This window comes from Sediminivirga luteola (genome assembly GCF_014639315.1).
In the GTDB taxonomy this organism is placed as follows: domain Bacteria; phylum Actinomycetota; class Actinomycetes; order Actinomycetales; family Brevibacteriaceae; genus Sediminivirga; species Sediminivirga luteola.
Genome location: NZ_BMFY01000003.1, coordinates 25,116 through 40,335, shown reverse-complemented (window position 1 = coordinate 40,335; position 15,220 = coordinate 25,116). Strand labels below are relative to the sequence as shown.

Sequence of the window (15,220 nt, the reverse complement as noted above, 5' to 3'; positions counted from 1 at the left end):
TCCGTGTCGAGGGTTGTGCGTCCTCTGGTGATGGTAGCGCTGCGACAGGGGGCCGCGACCGCCTGATCCTGTGACATGCCGTCACGAATCCGCAACGATCGGGCGGCTATTCCGTTGCCTTCGCGCTGGTCACCGGCCGGTGTCGCGCCGATCACCGGATGCGACGACAGGCTGCGAGGAGCGATCGCGGCCCGGCCTCGGCAACCAGAGCCTGGGCAGGAAGAACGCCAGGAGGATGGCCGAGATGAGGGGCAGGTAGAGCCAGGCCAGGCTGCGGGCGAATGAGGTGATCACGAGATCCCCGCCGGGGGCCAGACCCGGCATCGACAACAGGAACGACACCGCGGAGGTGCTCAGCCCGCACAGCACGATCGCGCCGATGCTGCGGCCCCATGTCCCTACCGCCACCTGGGACGCGACGGCCAGCAGACCCGAGAGCAGAACGCCCCAGGGCAGCAGGGTCCCGTCGAGCGCCGGCAGGATCGTGCCCAGGTTGTAGGCGTGCAGGTGATGCATGCTGCCCATCACCCCGGCGATCAACCCGAGCAGTACACCGACCGGCATGGCCCATCGTGAGGGACGGGCTGGACGCGCGGTCATACCCTCGGCCGGGAGCAGCGTGCCCGGTTCCCGCTGGGCGGGCCGGCGCCAGGCCGAGTAGTACTCGCGGTCCGCGAGGTGCTGGCCGACGCCGTTGGACAGCGCGAAGAACTCCCCCCGCACCTGGACCTGCGTGGCGTGCGCCGCCATCGCGGCGGCCTTCGCCTGCCGGTGGGCGGAGATGTCCACCACCACCTCGGGCGGGCCGTCGGGGTCCACCGCGGGGATGGACTCGGCCGGGCGGAACCCGGTCTCGGCGAATCCGCTCCGCCGGGGATCGAACCGGTCACGGCTCGCCTCGCGCGGCGGATCGATGAGGTAGACCGCCGGGGTCCGCCAGCCGCGTTCGTCGGCCAGCCGGACGGCCTGCAGGGTCTCCTGATGGACGCGGCGGTGATCCGGGTGGCCGTAACCGCCTCCGGAGTTATCGGTGACGACGGCGTCCGGGCGCAGCGCGAGGATGACTTCGGCGATGTACTGCGCCGGCAGATCTTCCGGTGCCGCGCACAGCGCTTCCGCGGGCCGGTGCGGGTCCGGGTGGGCCAGCCCGTCGGCGCCCCAGACCATGCCTGAGTCCTCGAATCGCCGTGGCTCAAGACCGCTCAGGGCACCGCCGGGCGCGCCTTCGCCCAGGAAGCGCTGCTCGACGCGGCCGTGCGGGTCGAGCGCGCGCATGGCGGCGGCGATCTCCTGCTCGCGGTGGGCGGCGAGTGCCGCGCGATCGCCCTCCAGGCGGTCCCGCAGCGGGCCGATCACCTCGCCGGCTTCCCCGCGCGTCGCGGTGAGCACCACCACCCGATGGCCCGCCGCTGCCAGCGCCGCGATTGTGCCGCCGGCCGCGATGGACTCGTCGTCGGGGTGAGCGTGGACGAAGAGCGCCGTGGCCATCAGGCTCCTGTGCGGCGCAGACGGGCCGCCGTCTTGGCCCTCTCCTTGGCGTCAAGTTCCACCTTGCGGATGCGGATGGCCCCGGGAGTGACCTCGACGCATTCGTCCTGACGGGCGAATTCGAGGGACTCCTCCAGGGTGAGCTTCCTCGGCGGCGTGAGGTTCTCAAAGGTGTCGGCCGTGGCCGAGCGCATGTTCGTGAGCTTCTTCTCCTTGGTGATGTTCACGTCCATGTCCTCGGCGCGCGAGTTCTCACCGACGACCTGGCCCTCGTACACCTCGGAGGTGGGCTCGACGAAGAAGGTGCCGCGTTCCTGCAGGTTCAGCATGGCGTAGGGGGTGACGACGCCGGCGCGGTCGGCCACGAGCGAGCCCGAGGTGCGGAACTCGATCGGGCCGGCCCACGGCGCGTACCCTGCGGACAGCGAGTTGGCGATCCCGGTGCCACGGGTCTCGGTGAGGAACTTGGTGCGGAAGCCGATCAAGCCGCGCGCCGGGACCCGGAACTCCATCCGGACCCAGCCGGTGCCGTGGTTGCTCATCGTCTCCATGGTGCCCTTCCGGGCGGCCATGAGCTGGGTGACCGCACCCAGGTGCTCTTCGGGTACGTCGATGGTCATCTGCTCCATCGGCTCGTGCACGACGCCGTCGATGGTCCTGGTGACCACCTGCGGCTTGCCGACGGTCAGTTCGAAGCCTTCGCGGCGCATCTGCTCCACCAGGATCGCCAGGGCGAGCTCGCCGCGGCCCTGCACCTCCCAGGCGTCGGGGCGTTCGGTGGGCAGCACCCGGATGGAGACGTTGCCGATCAGTTCCTGGTCCAGGCGGTCCTTGACCATGCGGGCGGTGACCTTGGTGTTCTTCTCGCGGCCAGCCAGCGGGGAGGTGTTGATGCCCACGGTCATCGAGATCGCCGGGTCGTCCACCGTGATGAGCGGCAGCGGGCGCGGGTCCTCCGCGTCGGTGAGGGTCTCGCCGATGGTGATCTCGGGGATTCCCGCGACGGCGACGATGTCACCGGCCCGGGCGGCCTCGGCGGGGACGCGTTCGAGTCCCTTGGTCTCCAGCAGCTCGGTGATCTTCACCGTCGTGACGCTGCCGTCCCGCCGGGCCCAGCCGACGTTCTGCCCCTTGCGCAGGGTCCCGCCGTAGATGCGCAGCAGCGCGAGGCGTCCCAGGAAGGGCGAGGCGTCGAGGTTCGTCACATGGGCCTGCAGCACGCCGTCGGGGTTGTAGGCCGGCGCCGGGATGGTCTCCAGGATGGTGGCGAAGAGCGGTTCGAGGTCCGGGTTCTCCGGTGCGGAGCCGTCGGCCGGCTGTTCCAGGGAGGCCCTGCCCACACGCGCGGCGGCGTAGACCACCGGCACGTCAAGGACCGCGTCGACGTCCAGGTCCGGCACCTCGTCGGACAGATCGGAGGCCAGGCCCAGCAGCAGGTCCTGGGTGTCCTCCACGACGCCGTCGATGCGCGCATCGGCGCGGTCGGTCTTGTTGATCACGAGGATGACCGGGAGCTTGGCGGCCAGCGCCTTGCGCAGCACGAAACGGGTCTGGGGCAGCGGGCCCTCGGAGGCGTCGACCAGCAGCACGACGCCGTCCACCATGGACAGGCCGCGCTCGACCTCCCCGCCGAAGTCGGCGTGACCCGGGGTGTCGATGACGTTGATGGTGATCCCATCCGGGGCACCGGCCCGCTCGGCGGAAGGACCGGTGTAGAACACCGCGGTGTTCTTGGCCAGGATCGTGATGCCCTTTTCTTTCTCCAGGTCTCCGGAGTCCATCACGCGCTCGGCCACTTCGCCGTGGTCGCCGAAGGCGCCGGTCTGGCGGAGCATGGCGTCGACGAGGGTGGTCTTGCCGTGGTCGACGTGGGCGACGATGGCGACATTACGCAGATCGGCGCGGCGAGCCGAGTTCTCGGCGGAGGCAGCGTCGGAGGCAGGGCTGAACGAAGTCATGAAGGGCTTTCGATTGAGCGAAGAATATCCCCTCAAGTGTAGCGCGCGCTTGCGTCCCGCCTTCACGCCCTGCGACGGGCCTTCCCGGCCTGACCGCCGCCCGCCGCCGGGCCGGGACGCCGCTTTCGTCACGCCCGGCGGGCTTCCCGCCCTCGCGTACTGCAGTACCGGCTCCCCCGCACGGCACTGCGGTACGCGAGGGCGCTTTTAGGAAACGGTCTGCTCCTGTTCCAGCAGCGCGTCGCGCGCGGTCCGGCGACGACGCTGTTCCTCCGGGTCCGGCACCGGCACCGCCGCCAGCAGGCGTTGCGTGTACGGGTGCTGCGGCGTCGAGATGATCTCACGCGGCGAGCCCAGCTCGAGCAGATACCCGTGCCGCATCACCGCGATCTTCGCCGAGAGCATCTCCACCACGGCCAGATCGTGGGAGATGAACAGGCAGGCGAAGCCCTTCTCCTCCTGCAACTGCCGGAACAGCTCCAGGACCCGGACCTGGACCGAGACGTCCAGGGCGGACGTGGGTTCGTCGGCGATCAGCAGCATGGGGTCCAGGGCGAGCGACCGGGCGATGCCGATGCGCTGGCGCTGCCCGCCGGAGAGCTCGTGCGGGTACCGGTTGCGCATGCTGCGGGGCAGCTCGACGCTGTCCAGCAGGCTCTCCACCCGGGCGGACAGCGCGGCGCCTTTGAGCCCCTCGTGCAGGAACAGCGGCTCGCCGATCGATTCGCCCACCGGCAGCCTCGGGTTCAGCGAGGAGCCCGGGTCCTGGAACACGATGGAGATCCGTGTGCGCAGCTCGCGCAGGCGCTTGCGGTTCAGCCGGGCGATGTCCGTCCCGTCGATCTCCAGGGTGCCCTCCACCACCGGCAGGAGGCCGACGGCAGCCCGGCCGATGGTGGTCTTGCCAGAACCGGACTCCCCCACCAGACCGACCACCTCGCCGCCCTCGATGCGCAGATCGACGGCGTGCGCGGCACGGAACGCCGGTCCCCGGCCCTGCTTGGGGTACTCGATCGAGGCCCCTTTGAGCTCCAGTGCCGGCGTGGTGGACGGCGTGCCGCGGACCGAGTCGTGTAGGAACAGCTCGTTCGACTCCAGCGGGATCGCCGGGCCTGACGCGTCCTCGGTCACCCCGGCAAAGACACCGCCCACGAGTACGGCCGAGTCGTCCTCCTGCGCCTGCGCGGCTTCCTGCGCCTCGGCTGCGGAGAAGCTCGCGCCCAGGTGCGGCACCGCCGCCAGCAGCTGCTTGGTGTAGTCGTCCTTCGGATCGGTGAAGATCTCCTGCGCGGTGCCGTGCTCGACCACCTTGCCCCGTTTCATCACCAGGATCCGGTCGGCCATATCCGCGACCACGCCCATATCGTGGGTGATGAGGATGATGCCGGAGTCGATCTTCTCCCGCAGCTCGCGCATCAGCTTGAGGATCTCCGCCTGGACCGTGACATCCAGCGCCGTCGTCGGCTCATCGGCGATCAGCAGCTTCGGCTGGCAGGCGAGTGCCTGCGCGATCATGATGCGCTGGCGCTGGCCGCCGGAGAGCTGATGCGGATAGTGCCCGAACCGGCGCTCCGGCTCGGGGATCTCCACCAGGCGCATGAGTTCCAGCGCCCGTTCCTTGGCGGCGTGCGGCGCCAGATCGGTGTGCACCCGCAGCGTCTCCACGATCTGGAACCCCACGGTGTAGACCGGGTTGAGCGCCGTCATCGGCTCCTGGAAGATGATCGAGATCTCGTTGCCGCGGACCCGCCGCAGCTCCGCTTCCGAGGCACCGATCAGCTCACGGTCGCCCAGCCTGGCGCTGCCGGTGGCGCGCCCGTTGCGCGGCAGCAGCCCCATCAGGGACATCGAGGTCTGGGATTTACCAGAGCCCGATTCACCCACGATCGCAAGCACCTCGCCGGCACGCAGCTCGTAGTTCACGCCTTCGGCGGCGGTGAACCACTCGTCGCCCACCCAGAACTCCACGCCCAGGTCCCGCACGGTCAGGATGGTGTTCACGAGGCTGCTCCCTTCCCGGCAGCGTCGCCGGCGGTCTTGGCGTTCCGGCGCGCGGCGCGATCCATCACGCGCTTACTCGGGACCCGCTTCTGCCGGGGGTCGAAAGCGTCGCGCAGACCGTCGCCGACGAAGTTGATGCACAGCGCGATCACGATGATGAACAGGCCGGGCCACCAGAACAGCCAGGGACGGGTGGCGAAGGAGCTCTGATACTCGTTGATCAGCTGGCCCAGGGAGACATCGGGCGAGGTGATGCCGAAGCCTAAGAAGCTCAGTGCCGTCTCCAGCACGATGGCCTGCGCCATCAGCAGGCTGGTGTTGACGATGATGACGCCCATGGAGTTCGGGAACATGTGCTTGAGCATGATCCGCAGATCGCTCGCACCGGTCACCCGGGCGGCATCGACGAATTCCCGCTCGCGCAGGCCGAGGAACTCGCCGCGGACCAGCCTGGCGAGCGTCGGCCACAGGATGAGCCCCAGAGCCAGGGCCAGGGCGATCGCGCTCGCGCCGCCGACCATCTTGCCGAGGATCGCGCCGACCACCAGGGTGGGCAGGATGATGAAGCCATCGGTGATGCGCATCAGGACGTTGTCCAGCCAGCCGCGGTAGAAGCCGGCCAGGGCGCCGATGACGGAGCCGATCACGAGCCCCACCACGCCGATGACGACCATCACCATGAGGGAGATCTGCGTGCCCTTCATCACCCGGGCGAAATTGTCCCGGCCGATGTCGTCCTGGCCGAAGGGATGCTGCCCGATGGCGAAGCCGTCGCCGCCCAGCCAGGCCGGCAGGCTCATGGTCGGCGCACCCTGCGGGTTGAGCACCGGGTTGCTGCTGTAGTGGTTGTACTGCCACCACCCGGGGATCGGCCCGACGCCGACGGCCGAGTAGCAGAACAGTGCGATGCACGCGATGGTGATGAGCCCTACCAGGGCGCCCTTGTGCCGGAGAAAGCGGCGCAGGACGATCTGCCCCTGGGACAGCCCGGCGATGTCCTTCGTCTCGATGGAGTCCTGGGAGTCGCCGGGCTGTTCCGCGCCCTGCCCCCGTGGTCCTGGGATGAAAGTGGTCATGAGGTCACCCGAATCCGTGGATCGAGAAGGCCGTACAGGAAGTCCGCGAGCAGTGTCGCGGCGATCGCCAGCAGGCCGGTGATGAGGATATAGGCCATGACGGGGTCGAGCTCATTGCGGTTCATCGAGTCGATGAACAGCTTGCCCATGCCCGACCAGCCGAAGATGGTCTCCGTGATGACGGCGCCGCCGATGAGGGTCACGATGTCCACCGCCATCACGGAGGTGACCGGGATCAGGGCGTTGCGCAGCCCGTGCCGCATGACCACGGTCCGCTCGGTGAGTCCCTTGGCTCGGGCGGTGCGGATGTAGTCCTGGTTCATGACCTCCAGCATCGACGCCCGCTCGTAACGGGTGTAGAGCGCGAAGGAGATCAGGATCAGCGCGATGGACGGCAGCAGCAGATGCGTGAAGCTGTCGAGCATGCCCATCCAGAAGTCCGCCTGCAGATTGGGCGTCGCGGCGCCGATGGTGGCGATGGGACGGTTGTTGATCTGCGGCATCGCCACGTACCGGTCCCACTCCTGCAGCACCCGGTCACAGAACACCACGATGGACATCAGCAGCGCGGTGAGCGCGCCGGTGCGGGCGCTCGCGCTGCGGTCCGGCCCGCGCAGGGCGATGCCGATGGCGGCGCCGATGACCAGGGCGATGAGCAGCAGGCCCAGCATCGCCGGGATGTTCATCTCCACGTAGTAGAAGAGGTTCTGCAGCGGCATGTAGAGCAGCAGGCCCACCACCACCGTGATGAGCGCGGCAGCCAGGGCACGGCGGTTCCGCAAGCCGGTGGAGGCGAAGGTCACTGCGACGGCGAAGCCGGCGGAGACCAGCGCGGTGCCGATCAGGCCGATGCGGGGGCTCTCCAGCCAGCCGGTGAGCAGGACGTAGGCGGTGACCGCGAAGGTCACCACGGTGGCCGAGGCGAACACGATCACGCGACGCCGGGCGTCCCCGCCGATGGCGCCCATCCAGAACAGGCCCGCGATCACCGCGAAGACGATCACGACCGGCCAGCTGACCACCGGGTTGTTCAGGAAGTTGTTGAACTCGATCGCCCCGTACTGCTTCAGCAGCACCGCCACCCAGAAGACGGGCAGCGAGTACAGCAGGAACGAGACGAAGGTGATGACGTAGTCGAATCCGGTGTACTGGCGCAGCGCGCTGATCACGCCGATGAGCACGCCCATCACGATGGAGATGAGGGTCGCGGCGGTGACCAGCTTGACCGTGTTGGCGATCGCGCCCTGCAGCTGGGAGGTGACTTCCTGGCCGCTGACCCAGGCGGTGCCGAGATCGCACTGGCCGATGAAACAGCCGCCGACGCCGGCCAGCCAGTCGAAGTAGCGCAGCGTGACGGGAGTGTCCAGGTTCAGCAGGCGACGGCGGCTCTCGAACAGCTGGTCGATGTTCGGCGAGGTGCTGGCGCGCAGGTCGAAGAAGTAGTCCATCGCGAAGTCCAGCAGGTGGTACACCGCGAAGGTCAAGACCAGGAGGATGGCGGCGGAGGCGAGCATCCGCCGGAGGATGAATCTGATCATGGGTGGCCTCAGGCGTTCATGGAGGAACAGGTGGGGTGCATGCGTCGAGCCGCCCCCGCCGTCCGGGCGGTCCCCTCGCTTATAGGTCGGGGACCGTCCGGGCCGGTCAGGAGGCGGCTCTCACATGGAGGTCAGGAGACCTCCCACTCCCAGAAGTTCCAGAACATGGTCGGCGACACCGCGGTGGAGCTGACGTTCTGCACCCGGTCGCGGTAGATCAGCAGCTCGGGGTGCTGGAAGATGTTGACCCCGAACGCGTCCGCGTGCAGATGCGACTCCAGCTCGATGGAGAGCTCCAGCTGGCGGCCCTCGTCCAGCTCGGTCTGCAGCTCGGTGAGGATGTCGTCGACTTCCTGGCTGGAGTAGCCCCCGTAGTTGTTCTGCTGGCCGGTGCGGTAGTTGGCGTCCGGCTCGGTCACGCCCGTGTTGGTGGACTGCCAGCCGAACAGCGAGGCGTCGTAGGTGCCGTCGCCCAGGCGCGTGCCCCAGTTGTCGTCGGCGTCCTCGATGATCACGAAGCCGGCCTGCTCAGCGGACTCCTTGACCAGCTGGAACTGCTGCGCCCGCCGCTGGTTGGAGGCGCCGTACAGGAAGCGCACCTCGGGTGCCTCGACGCCGGCGTCCTCGAGCAGCGCCTGGGCGCCCTCGATGTCGACCTCGGCGTACTCGTCGGCACCGTTGTTCGCGACGATCTCGTCGTACCACGGCGAGCCGGGCACCTGGGTGAAGGAGTCGCGCACGACCGCGCCGGGGTTCAGCGGGTCGATGATGGTGTCCACGATCTGCTGGCGCGGGATGGTCTTCAGGAACGCCTGGCGGACCTGCAGGGCGGTCTCCTCGTCACCGTCGTAGGACGCGGGGTCGAAGGGGCCGTTGTTGTCGAAGGTGAGGTCGATGTGCTCGTAGGTGGCACCGTCGTCGGTGTCGACGTTCACGCCGTCGATCGCCTCCGCGGCGGCCAGCACGTCCGCGGTCGCCTGCGGCTGGGTGAGGTCCACCTCGCCGTTCTCGATCGCCTGGACCATCGCCATCGGGTCCTCGTTGTACCGGTAGGTGATCGTGTCGATGTTGCCGGCACGCGGACCGCTGTACTCCTCGGACTTCGTCAGGGTCAGGTACTGCCCCTCCTGGAAGTCGGCCAGCTGGTAGGGGCCGTTGTGCACGAGGAGGTCCTCGTCATCGGGCATCGAGGTGAAGTCGAAGCCGGTGTTCCACACGTTCGAGATCTCGCTGAGCGCCTCGGTGTCCTCGTTCTCGATGGCGTCCAGGACGGCCTGCTTGGCGGCCTCCGGGTCCTCTTCGCCGAGGGCCTTCTTGGCGACGATGTGCGCCGGGACGCCGACGCCGTCGGCGCCGAGCCCGAGCTCGATCTGCCAGTCCGCGAAGGGCTCGGAGTAGGTGAAGGTGACTTCCTTGCGGTCCTCGGAGATCTCTGGGAACTCCTGGATGAGCGCCGAGCCGGGGGACGCGGAGTCGAAGTAGACCTCGCCGCCTTCGTTCTCCTGGATCTCGCCGTCGTCGGTGCGGTTGCCCTCGCCAGTGTTGTAGTTGGTGCTCTTGGCCGCCCAGGTGAGGACGATGTCCGCCGCGTCCACGGGCGTGCCGTCGGACCAGGTGGCGTCATCGGCGAAGGTGTACCGCACCTGCAGGGGGTCCTCGGAGACCTGCTCGACCGTGCCCAGCTCACCCTGCTGCAGTTCCAGCTCGTCGTCGTAATAGACGAAGTTGTCGTTCAGCAGGTAGGTGACGATGGCGTTCGCCACGGCGTTGCCGTTGGCCGTCTCCGTATTCAGGCTGCGGAACGGCTCGTTCCAGCCGACGTTCAGGACGCTTCCGGCGCCGCCGTCGCCGCCGTTCTCCTCGTCTCCGCCGGGTGCCGTGCAAGCGCTGAGCAGAAGGGCCATTCCGGTCAGACCGGCGCCCACTGCGAGTGCTGTTCTCGATCGCACTAGGGTCTCCATTCTTGACTTCGGGGGCATGCGCAGACGTCGCAAGTCCGCCTGCGATGATCCCCGACCCTAGCGCCGAATGTGAGATGTCTCGCAGTGTGAGAAGCAACCGTTACCTTTTCTTTACCCGGCGTCATCTGACGTTAACGATCGCCGCATAAGGGAAAGCCGTCGCCGTGTAAGGGGACCTGCCGTCCGCACCCCGCAATCCGCCCCGGGACGTCTCCGGCAGCTCGCCCCAGGACGTTTCACCATCCGCGGGCGCGCCACTCCCCCAGGTGCGGGCGCTCAGCGCCCAGGGTGGTCGGCGCACCGTGGCCCGGGAAGACGAGGGTCTCGTCGGGCAGCACGCCGAACACGCGCTCCTGAAGGTCGTCCATCAGGCTGGTGAAGTCCTCCGCCGACCACGTCTTCCCCGGCCCGCCGGGGAAGAGGCTGTCGCCGGTGAAGAGCACGGGAGGCTCGCCGTCCTGCCTGAGCAGCAGCGCGATGGAACCGGGCGTATGGCCGCGCAGCGCGATGACGGACAGCTCGAAGCCGTCGAACTCCAGGACGTCCCCGTGCTCGGCACGCACATCGACCGTGGTGCCGGTCTCCTCCTCGATGGCGTCGGCGTCGTCGACCCCGGCGATGTTCATCACGCCGGCTTCGCCGCCCAGCTGCCGCAGCACCGCCGCGAGCGCGCGATGATGATCCCAGTGCCGGTGCGTCGTGATGACGGCGTGCAGACCGTCACCCCGCCCGGCGCCGCGCGCGTCTGCCACGTCATCTGCCTCCGGCGTGCCTACTGGGTCTGCCGTTCCTGCTGGGTCCGCGATGTCATCTGCGGAGGCCGCGACCAGGGCCGCGATCGCTTCCGGCTCGTCGGCGGCGTCGATGAGCACCCGCTGCCCGGTGGCGGTGCCGGTCAGCAGATAGACGTTGTTCTCCATCTCCGAGACCGCCACCGTGCGCACCGCCACCTCGCCGAAGCGCCTCGCCTGCACATCGCCGGTACCAGGGTTGTCCGCGCCCATCATCGTCCCCTCTCGTCCTCGTCCGTTCTCGTCGCTTCTCCCGCCGCGACGCCGGTCAGCGGGCCGCTGCCTCCCAGCGGCCCCGCACATACGCTGGCGGCCACGGGGCCTGGCTCCAGTCGTAGCCGAGCTCATGCGCGGCACGCAGAGGCCAGTGCGGATCGCGAAGCGCCGCCCGGGCCAGCAGGACGACATCGGCGTCCCCCTCGGTGAGGATGCGCTGGGCATGCGCCGGCCGGTCGATCAGGCCCACCGCGCCGGCCGGCACCCCGGCCGCGCGCACCGCCGCCGCCAGGGGCACCTGGTAACCGGGGCGGAGGGGGATCTCGGCCGGCGCGTTGCCACCGGAGGAGACGTCGATGAGATCCACGCCCCGCTCACTCAGCAAGGGCGCCAGGGCGGCGGACTGCTCGGCGTCCCAGCCGCCTTCGAGCCAGTCGGTCCCGGAGATGCGCACCAGGACCGGCTTGTCGTCGGGCCAGCGGCGGCGGATCTCCTCCACGACCTCCAGCAGGAGCCGCACCCGGTTCTCGAACGGCCCGCCGTACCGGTCTGCCCGCTGGTTGGACAGCGGGGAGAGGAATTCGTGGATCAGGTAGCCGTGCGCGCCATGCACCTCGACGGTATCGAAACCGGCTCGTTCGGCCCGCTCGGCAGCTTCACCGAAAGCAGTCACGATCGCGGCGATGTCCGCGGCGCTGAGCTCCTTGGGCTCGCGCAGGCCGGGGAACGCCACCGCCGACGGGCCCAGGGTCTCCCATCCACCGTCATCCAGCGGGACGCTGCCACTGGGCTCACCCGGGAACGCGCGGTACGTCGAGGCTTTGCGCCCGGCATGAGCCAGCTGAACGCCGATGCGGGCGCCCTGCGAGTGCGCGAACGACACGATCCGCTGCCACACCTCGGCCTGGGCGTCGTTCCACAGCCCCGCGTCCTGCGGCGAAATCCGGCCCTCAGGCACGACGGCGGCGGCCTCGGTGAGGATCAGGCCGAATCCGCCCTGGGCGCGGGCGCCCAGGTGCACCAGGTGCCAGTCGCCCGGCACCCCGTCCACGGCCTGGTACTGGCACATCGGCGCCAGCCAGATCCGGTTCCTGATCTCCGTGCCACGCAGGGTGAGCGGTGAGAAGAGCGTCATTCGCAGTCTCCTTGCCAGAACGTCGGGGGGACGCGCGGTGCGCCCGGTCACACTGTCAGCCTATCTCCCGTACCATGGGCAGACGTGAGCAGTCGTTTCAGTCTTGAGGCCGCCGAACTCTTCGGCTCCCGCCGTCGCAACGATGTCCGGCCCCGCCGGCGCGAGACCTCGCCGGAGTTCCGCATCGCCTTCATCTGCACCGGCAACATCTGCCGGTCCGCCTACGCCGAGCACGGCCTGGCCCGGGTACTCGCCGGCACCAGCCTGGAAGGGCAGGTGCTGACCGCCAGCGCGGGCACCGGGGCCGTCGTCGGCGCGGGCCTGGAGACGCATATGGCCCGCCACTATGTGACGGACTTCGCCACGGAGATCCCCGCGCACACCGCGCAGATCGCCGATGCGCGGTTCCTGGCCGCGCAGGACCTGATCCTGGTGATGACCCGCGAGCACCGGCAGCGGATCCTGCAGCTGGATCCCTCCCTGCTGCCACGGACCTTCCTGCTGAGCGAGTTCACGGAGATCGCGCGTACCCTGCTGCTCCAGCCATTGCCGCACGACCCCTACGCTCCTCCCACCGGAGTCGCCGGGCGCTTGCGCGAGCTCGTCTCGGTGGCCGCGCGGCACCGCCAGACCGGCGCCGCCGCCCCGGACGTGCCCGATCCCTACCGCCGCTCCGCGGAGCTCTATCAGCAGGTGGCCCGCACTCTCCGCGAGGAACTCGACATCCTGCGGGACATCCTGCTGCGCGCGTCCCAGCACTGAAGACGCATCTCGCCTACGCGGCGATGTCGCTGAGCGACCGCGCATCCCGCCGGCGCGGACGACCGGCGGGCGGACTGACGTCTACCGTGCCGTCACGCTGCTGGACAATGGAGTCATGGATCTCTCCCTGGTGCGTGATCTGTTCTTCATCAGCCTCGTCTGCCACAGTGCCGCGCTGGTGTGGGCCGGCTGGGCGCAGGGCAACCCTCCCTCACCGCGCTGGCTGCTCGTCCTGCGGGTGTTCTCCTGGCTCGCCGCTCTCGGGACGGCCGCCTCGCTGTGCTTCACGGTGGTCCACTGGGGCAGCGGCCCGGCCGGGCGCGGCCTGGCCCGGGACTGGACCCCGGTGTTCATCATCGCCCTGCTGACGCTCTACATCGGCGTCACCGGAGCCGTCGTCGCCCGCCGCCTCCTGATCCGCTGGAGCGGCTTCGCGACGCCGTGGGTGCTGCTGTGGTTCTCCGTGGCGATCGGCGCACTCGTCTGGCCCACAGGGCAGGAATTCCTGTTGATCGCGGGAGCCGCCCTGGCTGCGGCCGCCGTGGCCGCAGCCGTCATGCAGTTCCGCGCAGAACGACGGGACCGGGCCTCAGGGCCGAGCCGGCGCGCCGTACGCGCCCGGGCCGCGGCCAGCGCCTTCTGGTGCGGGCTTCTGGCGGCGCCGGTTCTGCTCGTCACCGGAGGCGCCGTGTTCGCCCTCACGCTTGCCCAGCTCTACGGTTGAGCGGAACCCCCGGAAGAAGGTTGATACGGTAGCCTTTCCAGACGCCAGCGCACCGCCAGCAGCAAGCAAGTGAGGAGCAGATGCGCATCACAGTCGTCCAAGGCGACATCACCGAGCAGGACGTGGACGCGATCGTCAACGCCGCCAATTCCACTCTGCTGGGCGGTGGGGGCGTCGACGGCGCCATCCATGCCGCCGCCGGCCCCAAGCTGCTGCGGGAGTGCCGCGAACTCCGGGAAGCGGAGTACCCCGACGGTCTCCCCACCGGGCAGGCGGCGGTGACGCCGGCGGGCAAGCTCCCGGCCGATCACGTGATCCACACAGTGGGTCCCAACCGCCACGCCGGCCAGACGGATCCGGCGCTGCTGGCCTCATGCTTCCGTGAGTCACTCAACCGCGCCGTCCAGGTGGGCGACCAGACCGTCGCGTTCCCGGCCGTCGGCGCAGGCGCATACGGCTGGGACGCCGAGGAGGTCGCCCGGGTGGCCCGTTCCGTGCTCGGGGAGGCCCACGACGGCTGGAGCGATCTGGACGAGGTCAGGTTCGTCCTGCACGATGCCGGCACCACCGAGGTGTTCCGGAACGTCTTCGAGTACGAAGGCGAGGACTGAGCAAGGAGCGCAGGCGACGTCAGCCTTGTTCTGGTTCCGCCCGCCGGTGGTGAGTGCTTTCACCCTCGGCCGTCCCACCGCCCGCGACAGCCGTCCCATCATCCGCACCGATCGCCTGCGCCACGGGCGGGGCCTCGCCTACCGCACCGGCCGGCGGTGCCGCTGCGCGGGTCCCGTGCTCCTGCGCTTCGGCGCCAGGGCTCTGCTCTGCGGCATCGGCGTCCGGTCTGCCGTCCTGTGCCGGCGACTCCGCTCCAGCAGGCCCGGTCTGCTGCCTCAGCGCCTCCGTGCCGGCAGAACCGGGCTCCTCCGCCCGCGACTCGGTACCGGCAGAGGCGGAAGAGCCGGTGTCCTCCCTGACGGCGTCGCCGGCGGACGGCCGCGATTGCCCTTCATAATGCGCGAGCACCCGCGCTTCGTCCTCCGGGCTCAGCCGGTCGGCCGAGGCCGGCGCAGCGGCGAGCGTCGCACGAGAATACGGGGAACGTACCGTCCCGGTACCCAGCTGCAGACCGGCGGCAGGCACCAGGGTCTTGCCGGGCTGACGGGCGGAATCCCCGAGGTCCACCTCGATGAATGTCGGCTCACGGGACGCGGCGTCGACGAACACCTCGGTCACGATACCGAGTTCCTCGCCGCTGGGGCCGATCACCCTGGATCCCAGCAGCCCCGTGATGACGGCATGCTCGATCTTCTTCATTCACCCAACGGTAACAGCGCCCGGACGCCAGGCCCCGTTGCCGCGCGGACGACCCCTCGGGTCCCACATGCGCGCGGCTCTGACCCTCGTGCCGGTTCCCCGCCGCAACCACCACTCAGGTCACATCAGGTCACACGCGGGGGCGCGCCCACCGGCAGGGCCGCTCCTGCGGCGGGCGTGCCGCGTGAGGCCCCGCTGGAGCGCGGCCGGGCAAGGGTGCGCGCCGGCAGGAAGGGCGTGCGCCCGGTCCGGTACAGAC

12 protein-coding genes are annotated in these 15,220 nt (G+C 69.4%); 3 read left to right on the top strand and 9 right to left on the bottom strand.

Going from position 1 to position 15,220, the window contains the following annotated elements:
- Positions 1 to 129: 129 nt before the first annotated feature.
- From IEW13_RS03635 to IEW13_RS03600, 8 genes are all read right to left on the bottom strand, one after another.
- Positions 130 to 1,488 (bottom strand): PIG-L family deacetylase, encoded by a 1,359-nt coding sequence (locus IEW13_RS03635; RefSeq protein WP_188549583.1) that lies wholly within the window; start codon positions 1,486 to 1,488, stop codon positions 130 to 132.
- Positions 1,488 to 3,446 (bottom strand): translational GTPase TypA, encoded by a 1,959-nt coding sequence (gene typA, locus IEW13_RS03630; RefSeq protein WP_188549582.1) that lies wholly within the window; start codon positions 3,444 to 3,446, stop codon positions 1,488 to 1,490. The genes IEW13_RS03635 and typA overlap by 1 nt, the downstream gene beginning before the upstream one ends.
- Before the next feature lie 207 nt (positions 3,447 to 3,653).
- The gene (locus tag IEW13_RS03625) at positions 3,654 to 5,447 is read right to left on the bottom strand and encodes an ABC transporter ATP-binding protein (protein ID WP_188549581.1); all 1,794 of its coding nucleotides are present in this window, start codon (positions 5,445 to 5,447) and stop codon (positions 3,654 to 3,656) included.
- Positions 5,444 to 6,523 carry an ABC transporter permease gene (locus tag IEW13_RS03620; protein WP_188549580.1) on the bottom strand — a complete coding sequence of 360 codons (1,080 nt, stop codon included), beginning with the start codon at positions 6,521 to 6,523 and terminating at the stop codon, positions 5,444 to 5,446. Before IEW13_RS03620 ends, IEW13_RS03625 begins: the two co-directional genes overlap by 4 nt.
- On the bottom strand, positions 6,520 to 8,061 hold the full coding sequence (locus IEW13_RS03615) for an ABC transporter permease subunit (RefSeq protein WP_188549579.1): 1,542 nt from the start codon (positions 8,059 to 8,061) through the stop codon (positions 6,520 to 6,522). Before IEW13_RS03615 ends, IEW13_RS03620 begins: the two co-directional genes overlap by 4 nt.
- A gap of 131 nt (positions 8,062 to 8,192) precedes the next feature.
- Positions 8,193 to 9,965, bottom strand: coding sequence for an ABC transporter family substrate-binding protein (locus IEW13_RS03610; RefSeq protein WP_229744914.1), 1,773 nt, complete (start codon positions 9,963 to 9,965; stop codon positions 8,193 to 8,195).
- A 293-nt stretch (positions 9,966 to 10,258) separates the two neighbouring features.
- Positions 10,259 to 11,026: an MBL fold metallo-hydrolase gene (locus IEW13_RS03605; RefSeq protein WP_188549838.1), complete on the bottom strand. Its 768-nt coding sequence runs from the start codon at positions 11,024 to 11,026 to the stop codon at positions 10,259 to 10,261.
- Positions 11,027 to 11,081: 55 nt separating this feature from the next.
- Complete coding sequence (locus IEW13_RS03600; RefSeq protein ID WP_188549577.1) at positions 11,082 to 12,164, bottom strand: NADH:flavin oxidoreductase/NADH oxidase; 1,083 nt, start codon at positions 12,162 to 12,164, stop codon at positions 11,082 to 11,084.
- An 84-nt stretch (positions 12,165 to 12,248) separates the two neighbouring features.
- Here IEW13_RS03600 and IEW13_RS03595 point away from each other — a divergent pair, with 84 nt between their 5' ends.
- From IEW13_RS03595 to IEW13_RS03585, 3 genes are all read left to right on the top strand, one after another.
- Positions 12,249 to 12,926: an arsenate reductase/protein-tyrosine-phosphatase family protein gene (locus IEW13_RS03595; RefSeq protein WP_188549576.1), complete on the top strand. Its 678-nt coding sequence runs from the start codon at positions 12,249 to 12,251 to the stop codon at positions 12,924 to 12,926.
- Positions 12,927 to 13,041: 115 nt separating this feature from the next.
- Positions 13,042 to 13,650 (top strand): hypothetical protein, encoded by a 609-nt coding sequence (locus IEW13_RS03590; protein ID WP_188549575.1) that lies wholly within the window; start codon positions 13,042 to 13,044, stop codon positions 13,648 to 13,650.
- Positions 13,651 to 13,730: 80 nt separating this feature from the next.
- Positions 13,731 to 14,261: an O-acetyl-ADP-ribose deacetylase gene (locus IEW13_RS03585; protein WP_188549574.1), complete on the top strand. Its 531-nt coding sequence runs from the start codon at positions 13,731 to 13,733 to the stop codon at positions 14,259 to 14,261.
- 19 nt (positions 14,262 to 14,280) lie between these two features.
- Here IEW13_RS03585 and IEW13_RS03580 read toward each other — a convergent pair whose 3' ends face one another.
- Positions 14,281 to 14,961 (bottom strand): PRC-barrel domain-containing protein, encoded by a 681-nt coding sequence (locus IEW13_RS03580; RefSeq protein ID WP_188549573.1) that lies wholly within the window; start codon positions 14,959 to 14,961, stop codon positions 14,281 to 14,283.
- Positions 14,962 to 15,220: the final 259 nt, after the last annotated feature.